Source organism: Caulobacter sp., assembly GCF_035254145.1.
Classification (GTDB): Bacteria; Pseudomonadota; Alphaproteobacteria; order Caulobacterales; family Caulobacteraceae; genus Caulobacter.
On the sequence record NZ_DATFAV010000293.1, the window covers coordinates 1 to 15,441 of the forward strand.

13 protein-coding genes are annotated in these 15,441 nt (G+C 69.8%); 2 read left to right on the plus strand and 11 right to left on the minus strand.

All coding sequences use genetic code 11. The annotated features are described in order from the left end of the window. Positions 1-39: 39 nt before the first annotated feature. Positions 40-1,095, minus strand: a complete 1,056-nt coding sequence (locus VJ655_RS17610) for a LacI family DNA-binding transcriptional regulator (RefSeq protein ID WP_324113325.1) — start codon at positions 1,093-1,095, stop codon at positions 40-42. Positions 1,096-1,207: 112 nt separating this feature from the next. On the opposite strand from VJ655_RS17610, the gene VJ655_RS17615 reads away from it, so the two are divergent. Further along, entirely contained in the window at positions 1,208-1,726 is a 519-nt protein-coding gene (locus tag VJ655_RS17615) for a molybdenum cofactor guanylyltransferase (protein WP_324113326.1), read from the plus strand. A gap of 63 nt (positions 1,727-1,789) precedes the next feature. On the opposite strand, the gene VJ655_RS17620 is transcribed toward VJ655_RS17615, so the two are convergent. The 8 genes from VJ655_RS17620 to VJ655_RS17655 all read right to left on the minus strand — a co-directional run bounded on the left by VJ655_RS17620 (position 1,790) and on the right by VJ655_RS17655 (position 11,571). After that, positions 1,790-3,304, minus strand: a complete 1,515-nt coding sequence (locus tag VJ655_RS17620; protein WP_324113328.1) for a sulfite reductase flavoprotein subunit alpha — start codon at positions 3,302-3,304, stop codon at positions 1,790-1,792. Continuing rightward, positions 3,304-4,248: an FAD:protein FMN transferase gene (locus VJ655_RS17625; protein ID WP_324113346.1), complete on the minus strand. Its 945-nt coding sequence runs from the start codon at positions 4,246-4,248 to the stop codon at positions 3,304-3,306. The genes VJ655_RS17620 and VJ655_RS17625 overlap by 1 nt, the downstream gene beginning before the upstream one ends. Before the next feature lie 76 nt (positions 4,249-4,324). Further along, on the minus strand, positions 4,325-4,954 hold the full coding sequence (locus VJ655_RS17630) for a PepSY-associated TM helix domain-containing protein (RefSeq protein ID WP_324113330.1): 630 nt from the start codon (positions 4,952-4,954) through the stop codon (positions 4,325-4,327). A gap of 144 nt (positions 4,955-5,098) precedes the next feature. Then, a complete protein-coding gene (locus VJ655_RS17635) occupies positions 5,099-7,051 on the minus strand; it encodes an HWE histidine kinase domain-containing protein (protein ID WP_324113332.1) in 1,953 nt (650 codons plus the stop codon). 86 nt (positions 7,052-7,137) lie between these two features. After that, positions 7,138-7,848, minus strand: coding sequence for a 2OG-Fe dioxygenase family protein (locus VJ655_RS17640; protein ID WP_324113334.1), 711 nt, complete (start codon positions 7,846-7,848; stop codon positions 7,138-7,140). Continuing rightward, positions 7,845-8,234 (minus strand): group III truncated hemoglobin, encoded by a 390-nt coding sequence (locus VJ655_RS17645; protein WP_324113335.1) that lies wholly within the window; start codon positions 8,232-8,234, stop codon positions 7,845-7,847. The genes VJ655_RS17640 and VJ655_RS17645 overlap by 4 nt, the downstream gene beginning before the upstream one ends. 212 nt (positions 8,235-8,446) lie before the next feature. Continuing rightward, complete coding sequence (locus VJ655_RS17650) at positions 8,447-10,882, minus strand: glycoside hydrolase family 3 N-terminal domain-containing protein (protein WP_324113337.1); 2,436 nt, start codon at positions 10,880-10,882, stop codon at positions 8,447-8,449. 176 nt (positions 10,883-11,058) lie between these two features. After that, complete coding sequence (locus tag VJ655_RS17655) at positions 11,059-11,571, minus strand: hypothetical protein (RefSeq protein WP_324113339.1); 513 nt, start codon at positions 11,569-11,571, stop codon at positions 11,059-11,061. A gap of 225 nt (positions 11,572-11,796) precedes the next feature. Between VJ655_RS17655 and VJ655_RS17660 the strand changes: the two genes are divergently transcribed. Beyond that, positions 11,797-12,273 carry a hypothetical protein gene (locus VJ655_RS17660; RefSeq protein WP_324113341.1) on the plus strand — a complete coding sequence of 159 codons (477 nt, stop codon included), beginning with the start codon at positions 11,797-11,799 and terminating at the stop codon, positions 12,271-12,273. A 153-nt stretch (positions 12,274-12,426) separates the two neighbouring features. Here VJ655_RS17660 and VJ655_RS17665 read toward each other — a convergent pair whose 3' ends face one another. Both VJ655_RS17665 and VJ655_RS17670 read right to left on the minus strand, forming a co-directional pair. Continuing rightward, positions 12,427-14,370, minus strand: a complete 1,944-nt coding sequence (locus VJ655_RS17665; protein ID WP_324113343.1) for a peptidase M61 — start codon at positions 14,368-14,370, stop codon at positions 12,427-12,429. A 274-nt stretch (positions 14,371-14,644) separates the two neighbouring features. Next, on the minus strand, positions 14,645-15,441 hold a 797-nt coding region (locus VJ655_RS17670), incomplete at its 5' end, for a BON domain-containing protein (protein ID WP_324113344.1).

Sequence of the window (15,441 nt, forward strand, 5' to 3'; positions counted from 1 at the left end):
CGGCGCGGGCCCCGCCCTCTCCCGTAGGGAGAGGGATTTTTACTCCGCCACCGGTCCGCTCGAGTCCCGGACGATCAGCGTATGAGGGTGCATCAGCTGCCTCGGCTCGCCGCCGCCGTCGCGGTGGCGGCGGATCTCCTCCAGCACCAGGTCAACGGCGGCGCGGGCCATGGCGGCGATCGGCTGGTGGACGGTGGTCAGGGGCGGCCAGATGTTGTCGGCGATCGAGGTGTCGTCGAAACCGACGATCGAGACGTCGCCCGGCACGTCCAGCCCCAGGCGATGGGCGACGCCGGCTGCGGCGGCGGCCATGTCGTCGTTGGCCGCGAAGATCGCCGTGGGGCGCGGCTCGACGGCCAGCAGGCGCTCGGCCGCGTCCAGGCCCGAGCGATAGGTGAAGTAGCCCTGCTCGACCCGGATGTCCTCCTGCGGGATCCCGGCCGCCTTCAGGGCGGACATGAAGCCGTCCAACCGCTGCTGGCTGACGGTCTGGTTCGGGTGGCCCTTGATGAAGCCGAAGCGCCTGTGGCCCAGGCCCAAGAGGTGCTGGGTCAACTCGAGGGCGGCGGCCTCGTTGTCGATGCGGATGGTGGCCATGTCGGCGCTGGCCATGCCGGGGGCGACGGCCACGGCGGCCGCGCCTGCGGCCTTCACCTCGGCCAGGACCTGGGGCGACTCGCAGAGCGGCGGCGGCAGGATCAGGCCGTCGACGCCGGTCTTCAGCAACCGGGCCAGGGTGGCGCCGGCCAGCTCGGGCTCGGCGCACTTCTCGATGACGATCTGCGAGCCGGTGCGGCTGCTCTCGTCCAGGGCGCCGACCAGAAACTCCGACAGATAGCCGGTCGAGGGGTTGTCGTAGAGCAGGCCGATGCGGAACGGGGCGCTGCCGGCCAGGCTGCGGGCGGCGGGGTTGGGCGCGTAGTTGAGGTCGGCGATGGCCTTCTCGACCAGGGCGCGCGTCTCTTCCTTGACGGTGCTCTCGCGATTGATGACGCGCGAAACGGTCATCGGCGAGACGCCGGCCCGGGCGGCCACGTCGCGGATGGTGGCGCTCTGGGTCGTACGACGACGCTGGCGCTCAACAGGTTGGCTCATTCTTCTTCCGTCCCTTTGCGGGCGGGACACTAGACCGCTTTGGGCGCAGCTTGGAAGACCGGCGAAGGTCGAGGTTCTCCCCGCGCCGCCGGGGGACTGCTATGCAGCGTTCATGACCTCTCTTGGCGCGATCATCCTGTGCGGCGGCGCCTCCCGGCGGATGGGACGCGACAAGGCGCTGCTGGACTGGGACGGCCGGCGGGCGGTGGATCGCGTCGCGGCGCTGGCGCGCGCCGTCGGCGCTGGAGCGCTCGTCACGGCCGGAGCTGACCTGGGTCTGCCCTGGGCGCCCGACGACGAGGCCGGCGGGGGGCCGGTCGGCGGCGTGCTGGCCGGGGCGAGGGCGCTCGGTACGGCGCGCCTGCTGGTCCTGGCCGTCGACGCGCCGACGGTGACGGCGGACGATCTCGCGCCGCTGTTGGCGGACGGCGGCTTCTACGACGGCTTGCCCGTGCCGATGGTGGTGGAGACGGCGGCGCTGCCGGCCGAGGCCGAAGCGGGCTGGCCGCTGCGGCGGCTGGTCGAGCGGGCGGGGCTGACGGCCCTGCCGGTTCCGGAGGGCGCGCTGGCGCGGCTGCGCGGGGCCAATACGCCGGAGGAGTTTCGGGCCCTGGTTCAACACTCCAAATAGCGCGTCATCCCGGATCGGCCTGCGGCCGTCCGGGATGACGAGAGTTGTTGTAGGTTGAAGCGCTCAGTACACGTCCCGCCGATACCGCCCCTCGTCGGTCAACCGCTCGACGGTCTCCGCGCCCAGCACCTCGACCAGGGCGGCGTGGACGTCGCGCGACATGCCTTCCAGCGATCCGCAGACATAGATCGCCGCGCCGTCCGCCACCCACTGGCGCAGGTCGTCGGCCGCGGCGCGCAGGCGGTGCTGCACATAGACGCGCTCGGCTTGGTCGCGAGAGAAGGCCAGGTCCAGGCGCTCCAGCACGCCCGACGCCTTCCAGCCCTCGATCTCGTCGCCCAGGAAATAGTCGTGGGCGGCCGTGCGCTCGCCGTACACCAGCCAGTTGCGGACCGCGCCGGCGGCGATACGGGCCTTGATGTGGGCGCGCAGGCCGGCCAGGCCCGTGCCCGCGCCGATCAGGATCATCGGCCGCGCCGGATCGGGGCCGTGGAAGCTGCGATTGGTCCGCGCCCGGGCGTCGATCGGTCCGCCGATCTCGGCGTAACGGCACAGCCAGCCCGAGCCCAGGCCGGGCCGGCCCTCGGCGTCCAGCATCAGCCGGACGATCAGCTCCACCCCGCCGTCGGACGGCAGGGAGGCGATCGAATACTCCCGGTGCGGCAGAGGCGTTAGGCGCGCGGCGATCGCCGAGGCGGAAAGACCCCGCAGGGCCTCGACCGCCGCCGGCTCGCGCGGCAGGCGCAGGCCGGACAGGGTTTCGGCCGCCTCGGCGGGCAGACCAAGCGCCGCCCCCAGCGCCGCCACCTCGGCGGGGGCGTTGCGGGGACCGATCTCCAGGATGTCGCCGGCCTGCCAGGTCGCGCTGTCGGCGGGAACCAGACGCACGCGCCAGGCCTCGCCGCCGGGACTGCCCGGGTTCAGCAACTGGCGCTCGGTCAGGATCCAGCAGCCATAGGCGGGGCGGCTCCAGTCGGGCGCGTGGCTGACGCCGGTCAGGACAGTGAGTTTGCCTTGCCAGTGGCGCAGGGCGGCCGGATCGCCGTCGTCGACCTCGACGCGGTCGAACAGCGGCTGGGCGCCGCCGTGGGCCAGCCAGGCGTCCAGCGTCCGGCCAAAGGCGCAGACATGAGCGTAGGAAGAGTCGCCCAGGGCCAGGACGCCGTAGCGCAGGCCCGACAGGTCGACGCCGTCCTTCATCACGTCGCGGATGAAGGCGCGGGCGGAGTCAGGCGCGTCGCCCTCGCCGGTGGTGCTGACCACGAAGAGGGCGGGTCCCGTCAGGTCGGCGGCGGTCACGGCCGACAGCTCGCGCAGGGCCACCGGGACGCCCGCTCCGGACAGAGCCTCGGCGGTGGCGCTGGCCAGCTCTTCGGCGAAGCCGGTCTGGCTGGCGTAGGCGACGAGGACGGGCTCGCCCGCGCCTTGCGACAGGGCCTCGGCGGCGCGGCGCGCGACGCGGCGGCGCCAGGTCTCGCGCAGGGCGATCCCGCCGCAGAACAGGGCGTAGCCGCCGGCCACCGCGCCGGCGGCGAGCAGGCGACGAATCTCGGGCGAAAAGGCGGAAAGGTCGGGCATCAGTCCAGCATCGCCCGCAGGGCCGGCGACAGGCGCTCCTCCAGGCCGCCCGAGGCGTCGCGGCTGACGATCAGGGCCGGGAGGTCGTGGCGGACGGCGAAGGCCAGGGCCGGCTCGGGCGCCATGACGGTGAGAGCCGTGGCCAAGGCGTCGGCGCTCATGCAGTCCTTGGCCAGTACGGTCACGCTGACGGTCGCGTGGCTCACGGGCGCGCCGGTGGCGGGATCCAGGGTGTGGGCGTAGCGCCGGCCGTCATGCTCGAAGAACCGGCGGTAGTCTCCGGACGTGGCGACGGCCAGGTCGTGCAGGGCGACGATGGTCTTCTCGGCGTCGTTGGCTGTCGGAGGCCGCTCCAGCTCGACCCACCAGGGCTGGCCATCGGGCTTGGCGCCGGTCCCGCGCAATTCGCCACCGACCTCGACGAGGTAGCTCTTCACCCCGGCGCGATCCAGGGCGTCGGCGGCCTGGTCGACGCCGAAGCCCTTGGCGATCCCGTTGAGGTCGAGGCGCAGGCCGCCGGGCTGGAACAGGGCCTCGCCGTCCAGCGACAGGCGCTTCCAGCCGCCGATGTCGCGCAGCGAGGCGATGGCGTCCGGTTTCGGCGGCGCGCCGGCAAAGGGGCGGGGGCCAAAGCCCCAGAGGTCCGTCAGGGCGCCAAGAGTGGGGTCAAACGCGCCGTCGCTGGCCTCGGCGACCTCGATCGCGCGGCGCAGGACGGCGATGGTCGCGGCGGGCAAGCGAACCCAGCTCCCCGCCGGCGCGCGGTTGTAACGCGACAGGTCGGACAGCGGCTCCCACGGGCTCATCTCGGAGACGACCGCGTCGAGGGCGCGCTGGACCATGGCTTCGAGCGCGGCGAGGTCGGTGGTGGCCGGCAGCACCGCCTTGGCCGACCAGGTCGTGCCCATGGTCCCTCCGCCGAACGCGCGCACGCTCCCGCCCAGGGGGCGGGCGGGGGGCGTGGTCAGGGGCGGGACGAGGACGCGGGACATGGCTCTGACAGGAAAGGTCGTGTCCGCCTCAAAGATGGACGAACAGGATGACGAGGATGATCGGCGCGGCCAGGCCCAGCCCGACCAGCGGCCAGGTCATGGGGCGGGCGCGGGCGTGGAACTGCAGCAGGATCAGGCCCGTGACCGTGAAGACCACGCAGGCGGCGGCGAAGATGTCGATGAACCAGCCCCAGGCCTTGCCGGAATTGCGTCCCTTGTGCAGGTCGTTGAGCAGGGAGACGACCCCACGCGTGGTCTTTTCGTGCTCGATCGCGCCGGTCTGGCGGTCGATCGACAGCCAGGCGTCGCCGCCCGGACGGGCCAGGGCGACATAGACCTCCTCCGGCGACCACTCGCCCTCGCGGCCTGCGACATCGGCGCCGACGGCCCTGTCCAGGAACGGCTCCAGCGGAACGGGCAGGGGGCGCTTGCCCTCCTCGGGCCCCTTGGCCAGCACGGCCAGCAGGTCCGGGGGCAGGGTGGCCTTGCGGCTGACGACCTTCGGCTCGGCCTCGATCTGGCTCGCGTGGTTCAAGGTGATCCCGGTGATCGCGAACAGCAGCATGCCGACCAGCGACACGGCGGCGCTGATCCAGTGCCACTGGTGCAACTGCTTCAGCCAGAAGGAGCGGCGGTGCTGATCGGCGGCGGACTTCACGGTGGCGCAGGAACCTCGGCGACGGACGCTCGTCCTTACTTGAGAACGAATTGCAAATTCAAGCGGGAAGGTAAGGCCCGAGCTTGAGCGGCGCGTTTTCCATCACGCGCGCACGTGTCATGGGCGTGTCCGATTATTGCCGCCTTATTGCGGAGGCGAGGTCGCGCCACGGGCCAGGGCGCCCAAAAGCGTGCTGGTCGCCACCGGCTTGCGCAGCACCGGGCCGCCGTCGACGTCCGGTTCCTGGTAGCCTGTCAGATAGACGAACGGAATGCGCCTGTGGCTGAGCAGCCGGGCGACCGGCGTGATCACCCGCCCGCCCAGATTGATGTCCAGCAAGGCGCGGTCGATCGGCTGGATCTCCAGCAGGGCCATGGCCTCCTCGATGGTGCCGGCCGGACCCACCACCCGCGCGCCGGCGGCCGTCAGCACGCGGCTGAGCTCCATGGCGACCAGGGCCTCGTCCTCGACCACCAGCACCCGCTGGCCGCGGAGGGCGGGGCTTTCCTCGATCGGAAGGCCGGGGCGATAGGCCGGGGTGCTTTCGGCCGCCCGGGCCTGGGCGCCGGTCGGAATGTCGAGCCTGGCCTCCAGCCCCTCGGCGCGCCAGTCCAGGCTGACCCGGGCGCCGGCCTGCTTGATCGCGCTTTCAATCAGGGTCGAGCCGAATCCGTGCCGCCGAGGAGGCGCGACCGGCGCGCCGGCGCTCTCCCGCCAGATCAGGGTCAGTGCTCCGCCGGGGCCCCAGGCCCATGAGACGTTCAGCCGGCCTTCCGGCCGCGCCAGGGCGCCGTATTTGCTGGCGTTGGTGGCCAGTTCGTGGATGACCAGGGCCAGAGACTGGGCGGCCTGGGCGTCGATCAGCACCGGCGGGCCGGCGATGGCCACCTGCTCGCTCTCGCCGCCATAGGGGGCGAGCTCCAGCCGGAGCAGGTCGTGCAGGTCGACGCCGGTCCAGCGCGCCGTCGACAGCAGGCTGTGAGCGCGGGCCAGCGAGCCGATGCGGCCGGACAGGGCCTGGACGTACTGCTCCTTGCTCTCGAACGGCGTCAACTGGGCCAGGGACTGGACCACGGCCAGCACGTTCTTGGCCCGATGGTCGACCTCGCGGATAAGCAGGCGTTCGGCCTCCTCGGCCCGCCGCACGGCCTGGTCGGAAAGCGCGCGGGCGCTGGCCGTCCAGATCAGCTCGGCGACGTCGGCGACGAAGGCCGCCTCGTCCGGCGCGAAGACGCGCGGCTGGTCGTGGCACACGAACACATAGGCCGACAGCTGACCGGATTTGATCAGCGAAATCGTCAGGAAGGACCGCACCCCGATGGCGGCGAAGGCTTCCAGCGCCTCCGGATCGTTGGTGCGCGGATCCAGGGCGACGTCGCTGATCGAGATGACGCGTCCGGCGTGCATGTCCGCGCTCATCGTCGGGCCGAAGTCCTCGAGCCGGAAGGTCCGGCGCCGCATGGGGATCACGCCGGACTCGTCGCGCCCGTCGTCGGCGACCACCAGGGCCACGTCGGGAACGTCGCTCATTTCGGCGTAGCCGGCGCGGGCGACGCCCAACTGCTCGGTCAACATCCGGGCGGCGGTCTGGGCGATGGCGGTCAGGTCGCCTTCGTCCCGCAGCTTCTGGCCCAGGTCCAGCAGCGCCGCGCGCCGCCGCTCGCCGGCCAGGGTGCGCGCCAGCTCGGCTTCCGCCCTCTTGCGGTCCGAGATGTCGGTGACCAGGACGTAGTAGCCTGGGATGTCGCCGTTGCGGCCGACATGGGGAACGTAGCGCGCCTCGACGTGGCGGACGCCCGCGTCGCCGTAGTCGATCTCGCCCTCGAAGGTCAGGGTCTCGCCGTCCAGGGCGCGGGCCACGTGGTGGCGCAGGCGCTCATAGGCGGCCGGGCCCAGCACCTCGGCCAGGGTCTTGCCCTCGATCTGCGAGCGGTCGACGCCAAACCACTGCTCGTAGGCGCGATTGACGAACCGATAGCGCTCTTCGCGATCGACGTAGCTGATCAGGATCGGCACCGCGTCGGCCATGGCGCTGGAGAAGACAGCGCGGCGGCCGGTCGGCGGGTCGGTCGGCAGGGCTTGGTCGTCTCGAGACATGGCGACGCGCGCTCAACCCCACGGGATGACAAGCCTCACCGTGACACGGGCCGCAGACTTTCGGAGTGAGGCAAACGGTCGCAGCGTCAACCTTCGGGCGAGCGGCGGAAGGTCGTGACCAACACGTCGCGCACGGCCGGCTGGGCCGGATCGCGCGGGCGGATCGGGGTGACGCCGTGCAGGACGCGATGATCGTCCACGCAGACCGCGTCGCCCGGCGCGAACAGGGTGAACGAGCCGAGGCCGGTTCCGTCCGGCGCGTAGATATCGGTGACGCCGCTGTCGACGTTGCGGCGGTCGACCAGCATGACGATGACCCAGTCGACGCCGTCGCGGTGCGCGCCTTCCGGCGTCGGCTGGCCGGCCTTGTCGGCGGTGGCCTCGATGCGGAACTGGTGCAGCTCCACGTGCCAGGCGATAGGCGGATCGGCGGTGATCGAATGGAAGAGATCAAGACCCGCCCGGATGACCCCGCGCGTCACCGGATGGTCGGCGATCTCGGGCGTCACCGGCTCGAACCAGCGCTGCACGCCGCCGTTCAGGGGGTTGTAGTCGCGGCTCTGCCAGTGGGGCTGGTGGGGCTTGCGCGTGAGAACGCCCGGCGCGGCCGAGAAGGCGGCGAACCGTCGCCGGCGATAGCGCCCGCCGTCGGCCATGAAGCCGTCCAGCGGCAGGTCGTTCCAGCTGTCGGCGAAGGCCTTCCAGCCGGCGGCGGCCTCGGCGCCCAGCAGGGCCAGGGTCTGGCTTGCCTCGAAGCGGACGAAACCGTCGGCGCTCAGCGTCTCGCGAGCGTTCACGCCACTGCGTCCGGCTTGAAGAAAAGGCCAAGCTTGAGGCTCTTGGCGATGCGTTCGGCCTTCTGGCCGACGATCGCGGCGCGCTCGGCGTCGAACAGGTCCACGCAAGTCTGGTGGAACAGGCTCAGCCACGGCGTGAACAGGCCTTCGGTCAATTCCGGGACGCCCTGGTGGACGACCATCGGCTGGCCCTTGTAGCGGCCGCTGGTGTTCAGCACCGACGACCAGAAGTCCTTTAGTGTCGAAAGGTGCGCCGGCCAGCCGTCCTCGCCGATCGCCTTCTCGAAGATCGGGCCCAGGCGGTGGTGGCGGCGGACGCGCGCATAGAAGGTATCGACCAGCAGATCGATCTCTTCGTCGGTGAAGAGCGGAGGGGGAACGGCCATGGCCGGAACATGGGCCGTCCGGGCGCGGGACTGAACCCCGGCGCGATCAAACTTGGCTTTCGATTGTTACTTAAGGGGGTTTCTATAATTCCTCCCCCGCGTCGCGAGGGAGGTGGTCCAGAGGGCCGGAGGGGGCTAGCTCGGCCTTCACGGCGCTTGCCCCCTCAGTCGCTCCGCGACAGCTCCCCCGCATCGCGGGGGAGCATCTGGGCTTAAGCCACCGTCAGCGTGGCCTTCTTCAGGTCCACCGAGTTCGGACCGGCCAGGATCGAGAAGTCGCCCGGCTCGACCACGCGCTTCATGTCCAGGTTCCACATCGAGAGGTCCGACGGCTTGATCTCGAAGGTCACCGTCGTCTTGGCGCCCGCCGCCAGGGTCACGCGCTTGAAGTGCTTCAGCTCCAGCACGGGACGGGTGACCGAGGCCGCTTCGTCGTGGATGTAGAGCTGGACGACCTCGTCGCCGGCCACCTTGCCGGTGTTGGTCACGTCGATCTCGACCTTGACGCTCTCGCCCTGGCCGATCGTGGTCTTGGCCAAGCGCGGGGCGCCGATGTCGAAGCTGGTGTACGACAGGCCGAAGCCGAACGGATAGAGCGGCTTGGTCTCGCCGCCCAGATAACCCCGGCGGGCCGTGGGCTTGCGGTTGTAGTAGATCGGCAGCTGGCCGACGTCGCGGGCGATGCTGACCGGCAGCTTGCCGCCCGGATTGGCGCGGCCGAACAGCACGTCGGCGGCGGCGTTGCCGGTTTCCTGGCCCAGGTACCAGCCCTCGATGATGGCGTCGGCGCGCTCCGCCAGCAGGTTGATCGACAGCGGGCGGCCGTTCAGCAGGAAGACAACGGTCGGCTTGCCCAGGTCGAAGATCGCCTTGGCCAGATCGTTCTGTTGGCCGACTAGGTCTAGGCTCTCGCGGTCGCCCAGGTGGTTGTCGGCCCAGGCCTCGCGGCTGGTCTGTTCGTTGTCGCCCAGCACCATGACCACGACGTCGGCCTTCTTGGCGACCTCGACGGCCTCGGCGATCAGCTTGGCGTTGACGGCCGGGTCGGTGAACTTGACCTCGTCCTGGGCCCAGATGCGCTGCTCGGTGATCCGAACGGCCTCGGCGTAGTCGAGGGCGAAGCCCTGGGCTTTCGCTTCGGCGGTCAGGCCCTCGTGGATCGAGACCACGTGGCGCGGAATGTCCGAATAGCCGCCGATCGGCGTGTCCTTGGCGTGCGTGCCCAGCAGGGCCAGGCGCTTGATCTTCTTGCCGTCCAGCGGCAGTACGCCCTTGTCGTTCTTGAGCAGCACGACGGCCTTGCGGGCGGCCTCCCGGGCCAGGGCCACGGCGTCCGGCGTCGCGGTCTTGGCGTCGGCGGTCTTCTCGTCGCAATAGGGGTTCTCGAACAGGCCGCCTTCGAACTTCATGGTCAGGACGCGCGCCACGGCGGCGTCGATTTCGAACTGCGGGATACGGCCGGCCTTCACCAGTTGCGGGATCAAGGCGTAGGCCTCGCCGTCGGGCAGCTCGACGTCGACGCCGGCGTGCATGGCCATAACGGCTGTCTCGCCCAGGTCCGTCGTCAGCTTGTGGCGGGCGATCAGCTCCTTGATCGCGAAATAGTCGCTCTGGATCGAGCCCTTGTAGCCCCACTCCTCGCGCAGGACCTTGGTCAGCAGCCAGCGGTTGGCGTGCGAGGGGACACCGTCGATCTCGTTGTACGACGGCATGACCGCGCGCACCGGCAGCTCGGTCACCGCGCGCTCGAACGGCGGGAAGAAGTTTTCGCGCAGGGTGCGCTCGGCGATCTGGGCCGGGCCGACGTTGGTGCCGTTCTCGGGCTGGCCGTGGCCGGTCATGTGCTTGAGGGTGACGAAGACCTTGTCCTTGGCCAGCGGCAGGGTGGTCCCTTGGAAACCGCGGATGGCGGCCAGGCCGATCTCGGCGCAGACGTGCGGGTCCTCGCCGTAGGTCTCCTCGATGCGGCCCCAGCGCGGGTCGCGGGCCACGTCGACGACGGGCGCCAAGGCGAGGTTCGAACCGCGGGCGCGCATCTCGCGGGCGGCGACGGCGAAGATCTTCTCGGTCAGCTCGGTGTCGAAGGTCGAGGCAAGAGCGATGGCCTGCGGGAAGCTGGTGGCGTCGCGGGCCACATAGCCGTGCAGGGCTTCGTCATGCATCAGCATCGGGATGCCCAGGCGGGTCTTCTCGACGGCCCACTTCTGGGCGGCGTTGGTGTAGCGCGCGGTCTCCTTGGCGTTGCGGTTGACCGCTCCGTCGTCGGCGCCGGCGGCCGCGTCGATCACCGTGGCCGGCTTGGCGCCCTTGCGGTCGGACGGACGCGAGATCTGGCCCAGGCCGTTGGGGAAGTTCTTGCTGGCCTGGTCGGGCGAGAACTCGCCCTCGGGGGTCTGGATCTTGTTCTTGGTCAGCCAGATGCCGATCAGCTGGGCGGCCTTCTCCTCCAGCGTCATGCGGGAAAGGAGGTCCTGGACGCGAGCGTCGATCGGCTGGGTCGGGTCCTTGTAGAGCGGCTTGCCCGCGCCAGAAGTCTTGGCCGCCTTGTCGGCGGCGCTGGCGAGGCCGGGCAGGGCGGCGGTCGCCATTCCCGAGGAGAGGGCGGCGAGGCTCGCGCCGAACAGGCGGCGGGTGAGGGTCGTGGTCATCCGGTCGTTTCCCCGAGGCTTGCACAAATGGCGCGGCGGCTCTCGGGCCGCCTTCGGCCGGCACTATGGGGGCAGTTGTCTGACCACTCAAGCCGGAAATGGTACCGGTCTCATTTGTGGGGCGACTTTCAAGCGGACGTCTGTCTCTCGGTGATCTGACAGTCGCTCGCCGTGCGCTAGTGCAGGGCGGTGGTCGACGGTTTGATCGCCAGGGCGTGAGTCTCGCCCATCCATGTCGGCCAGACATCCCTCGGCCAGCCGCCCACGCCATACTGGCCGCGCACGATGCCCAGCCATTGCCGCAGGGCTTGGGTCATCAGGGTCAGGTTGGCGACCGCGCCGTCCTCGGCCTTGAAAGTCAGGATCACCCCGTCGGTTCCGATGTGGATGTCCACCGACTCCACGAGCCAGGCGCCGGCGGGGGACACCGCCTGAACCGCCGGCTCGGCGGTCAGCGACGCCTCGGCGGCTTCCTGAGCGAAGCCCTGGGCCAGTTCGCTGTCCATCACGTCGGCGACGCCCTGGCGCTCCAGCCATCGCGTGAGTTGCGGCGCGAGCAGGTTCAGCAGGCGTTGAGTCAGCCACAGGACCACGGTCGCGCCGTCGGCCGTCTCGCCCGAAAGTCGCATGCGATCCTCGGCCGCCACGTATTGGGTGGTGACGCGCTGCAGCTCAGGGCAATCCGACATCCAGGGGCTCTCGATCGAAGACGGTCGACAAATATCGGCTCTCGCGATCAAGAGCCAAGGCCCCGGGGCGCGAAACCTTGGGATCGGAGCGGGTTGCAACTCCCATGATCCCCAAGCCCGGTAGCGCTCTCTGGACGCGATGCGCGCCAGCGCCTAGCGTGCTCGCCATTTCCGGGGGGAATCCAGATGAAAGTCAGAATCGCAACCGCGCTGAGCGCGTTGGCTATGCTCGCGTCCACGGCCGCCTACGCCGAGACGCTGGTGCCGGAAGGCACCGAATTGGCGATGCGGGTCGAAGACGCGCTCTCCAGCAACACGGCTCATGAAGGTGATCGTTTCACGATCAGCCTGGACGAAGACGTCAAGCTGCCCGACGGAACGATCCTGCGCGCCGGCTATCGCGGCATCGGCGAGGTGGTCGAGGCGCGGGACAACGGCATGCTTGGCAAGAACGGCAAGCTGAACGTCCGGCTGGTCTATCTGAAGGTGGGCGACGACCGCATCCGGCTGCGCGCCAACCGCGGCAGCAAGGGTGAGACCCGCGTGGGCGCCACGGTCGCGACGGTGATCCTGTTCTGGCCGGCCGCCCCCTTCATCAAGGGCAAGGACGTCGGCATCAAGAAGGGCACGGTCATGACGGCCTATGTCGATCAGGACGCCAAGCTGCCATCCCCGTTGCCGCCGCCGCCCGTCGTCGACTGAGCCTGAACCCCAGACGTAAAAAGGGCCCGCTCTGGGAGGGGTGCGGGCCCTTTTCGGTACGCGTTCAGAGGGAATGAACGAGCGGGAAAATGGCATAGACGCCGGCTTCCCGCCCTTCTCCATTTCGTCGCAGGCTGCGAGCTTTTCGCAGTCCTATTTGCGCGGCGTCAGGATGTCGTCCAGACGGCTGGGGACGCCGGCGATCTTCTCCAGGCGCGGGTAGCGCAGGCCGTCGCGATAGTCGATCTTGACGCTCCGATAGCGTGAGCCGTCCTTGACCAACAGCTCGACCAGCGGGTTCTCCGGCTTCTTGGCGGCGGTGACGGCGGCCTTCAGCTTGTCGCCGTCGAAGGCCTCGCCATTGACCGCCACGACCGTCAGGCCTTGCGTCAGGCCGGCCTTGAACGCCGGGCCGCCCCACTGGACGTCGCTGATCACGCCGTCCGATCCGACCGACAGGCCCAGGGAATAGCTGAGGCCGGTGCTCTTGGCCCGGGTCTCGGCCGACTTCATGAACTCGGTCGGGGTCTCGGCGTAGACCAGCTTGTAGCCGCCGCGCGCCAGGCCATCCAGCGGCCCCTTTTCCTGCACCTCCTGGATGCGGGTCTTCAGGAAGCCGGCCCAGTCGTTGGCCACCACGCCGTTCAGCGTCGCGACCACGTCGTCGAACGTGTAGGTGCGCGGCACGTACGAGCCGTTGTCGACGCCGAAGAAGGCCTTGGCGAAGTCGTCCAGCGACTTCTTGCCGCCGGTCTTCTCGCGGATCAGGGTGTCGGCGTCGAGCCAGACCAGCAGACCTTCCGAGTAGTAGTCCTCGCTACGCTGCCAGGAGAGCCACGACAGCGGCTTGCGGTTGGCGATGATCGGGTCGTTGGTGGTGTCCTGCACCGGGCGCCAGTCGCGACCGCGACGGTTGTCGTAGGTGGCGGCCGTGGCGGCGATCGAATCCATCGCCTGCTGCTTGGTCAGGAGGCCCGAACGGGCCGCCAGGACGTTGCCCCAGTACTGAGTCTGGCCCTCGTAGACCCACATCATGCTGTCGCGCATCGGCACGTTCAGATTGGGCGTCCACAGGTCGGCGGCGCGGCGGAACTTGCCGTTCCACGAGTGGGTATACTCGTGGCTCAGCAGGTCGCGGCCGACGAAGTTCTTGTCCCACTCGGTGAAGTACTTCGGCGCGACGCGGTTTTCGGAACTGCGGTGGTGCTCCAGGCCGATGCCGCCGATCTTGTCCGACAGGGCGACCAGGAAGTCGTAATGGTCGTAGTGGTGAGCGCCGTAGAGCTTGTAGGCCTGCTGTACCAGGTCCTTGTGGATCTGGATCTGCTCGGGCTTGGCCTCCAGCAGCTCGGGGCTGTCGGCGACCATGTTCAGGCGCACGGGCGCGGGGCCGGTCGGGTCCAGGTCGACCGACTTGAAGTACTTGCCGGCGAAGATGGGCGAATCGACCAGGGTCTCGACCGTGGTCGGCTTGAAGGTCGTCACCTGGCCGTCGACCTTGGCGGTCTCCAGCGCGGTCGCCAGCTTCCAGCCTTCCGGCAGCTTGACGCTGGCCTCGATCGGGATCTGACGGGTGTAGTAGCCGGCCGGGTACATCGTCACCTGCAGCCATTGCAGGTTCAGCATCTCGGGCGTGACCTCGATGCGGCCGACCTTGCCCTCGACGGCGGTCAGGAACTGGTAGCTGACCTGGATCTCGCTGACGCCCGCCGGGACGTCGACGTGGAAGGCGTGGACGCTGACGACGTCGCGGGTCCAGGGGATGCGCTTGCCGCCGGCGGTGACCACAAGACCGGCCAGCTTGTCGAGGTCGTTGCGCGGCGAGTGGCCGCCCGGGACCCACTGCGGATACAGGAACACGAAGTCGCCGGCCTTGCTGACCGGGATGGTGGTGGTGACGTTCCAGATCTTGCGGTCGATGTCGGTGGCGTCGACGGCCAGCTTCAGGGCGCCGACATAGGGAACGTCCTGCGGGGCGGCGATCGGCGGCGTCGGCGGGGCGGACTCCGGCATCGGCTGGGTCTGGGCCAGCGCGGCGGTGGCGACCAGGGACAGGACGGAGACGGAGAAGAACAGCGCTTTCACGAAACACCCCAATGCGGCGCGCGGGCGTGCTCCCGCGACGAGAAGTCGGGATGTTTGTGGCGTTAATACCTGCTTGTCGAGGCCAACTTGGCCTCCGCATGCGGAATATCGGCTTTCATTTCGGGCGCGAAACGAAGCTGCGGCGAAGTAACGAAAATCCTCCCCCTCACGGGAGAGGTGTCGGCTCGAAGAGACGACGGAGGGGGAAGAAGCAGGGTCGCAGAACTTCCCCCTCCGGCGCTCCGCGCCACCTCCCCCGCTAGGGGGAGGATTTGAGGACGCCGCCTCAGCCCAGTGGGTCCGACGTCGGCACGGCGGTGGCGGCCGTGGTCGTCCCGCGATCGACGCGGATGTTGTTCTGCACGTTGTCGACGCCCGAGACCGTCTCGGCCAGGGCCTCGGCGCGCTTCTTGTCCTCGCGCGAGCGGACCGTGCCGCTCAGGGTCACCTCGGCGTCGTTGACCATGACCTCGATCCCCTGGGCGTCCAGCCAGGCGTCGTCGGTCAGTCGGTCGCTGACGTCCTCGCGGATGCGCTCGTCCGAGCGGCGATAGCCCTTGGGGCCTCGGCCGCGATGCTCGCCGTCGGCTTCGCGGCGATGCAGGGCGTCGCGGTCGCCCATCCACGACGAGACCTCGTCGCGGGCCCGGTCGAACCAGGTGCGCTCTTCCTGATAGGGACGCTGCTGGCCGCGGGGCGCGAAGGCGCGATAGCCGCGGTCGCGGCTTGGATCGCCGTAGGCGTAATCCTGGCCATCGGGCCGGGCGCGGTGCTCGAAATAACGCTCGTCGCCATAGTCGGCCGTGCGGCTGGCGTAGCCGCTGGAGCCGTAGTCGCCGGTGGCGCCGCCGAAGTCGTGGCCGCCGACGCGGCCCCAGTCGCCCGGCTGGCGATAGCCGCCCGCGGCCGCGCCGTAGTCCGCGCCCGACTGACCGCGGCCATAGCCGATGTCGCCGCCCTGCTGGGCCGCGCGCAGGAACTGCCCGCCGCCGCGGCGTCGTCCGCCGCGATGGCCGCCATCGCCGCGATAGGTGTTGTCATAGTCGGGGTCGTAGCGGCGGCTGGCGTCATAGCCATAGCCTC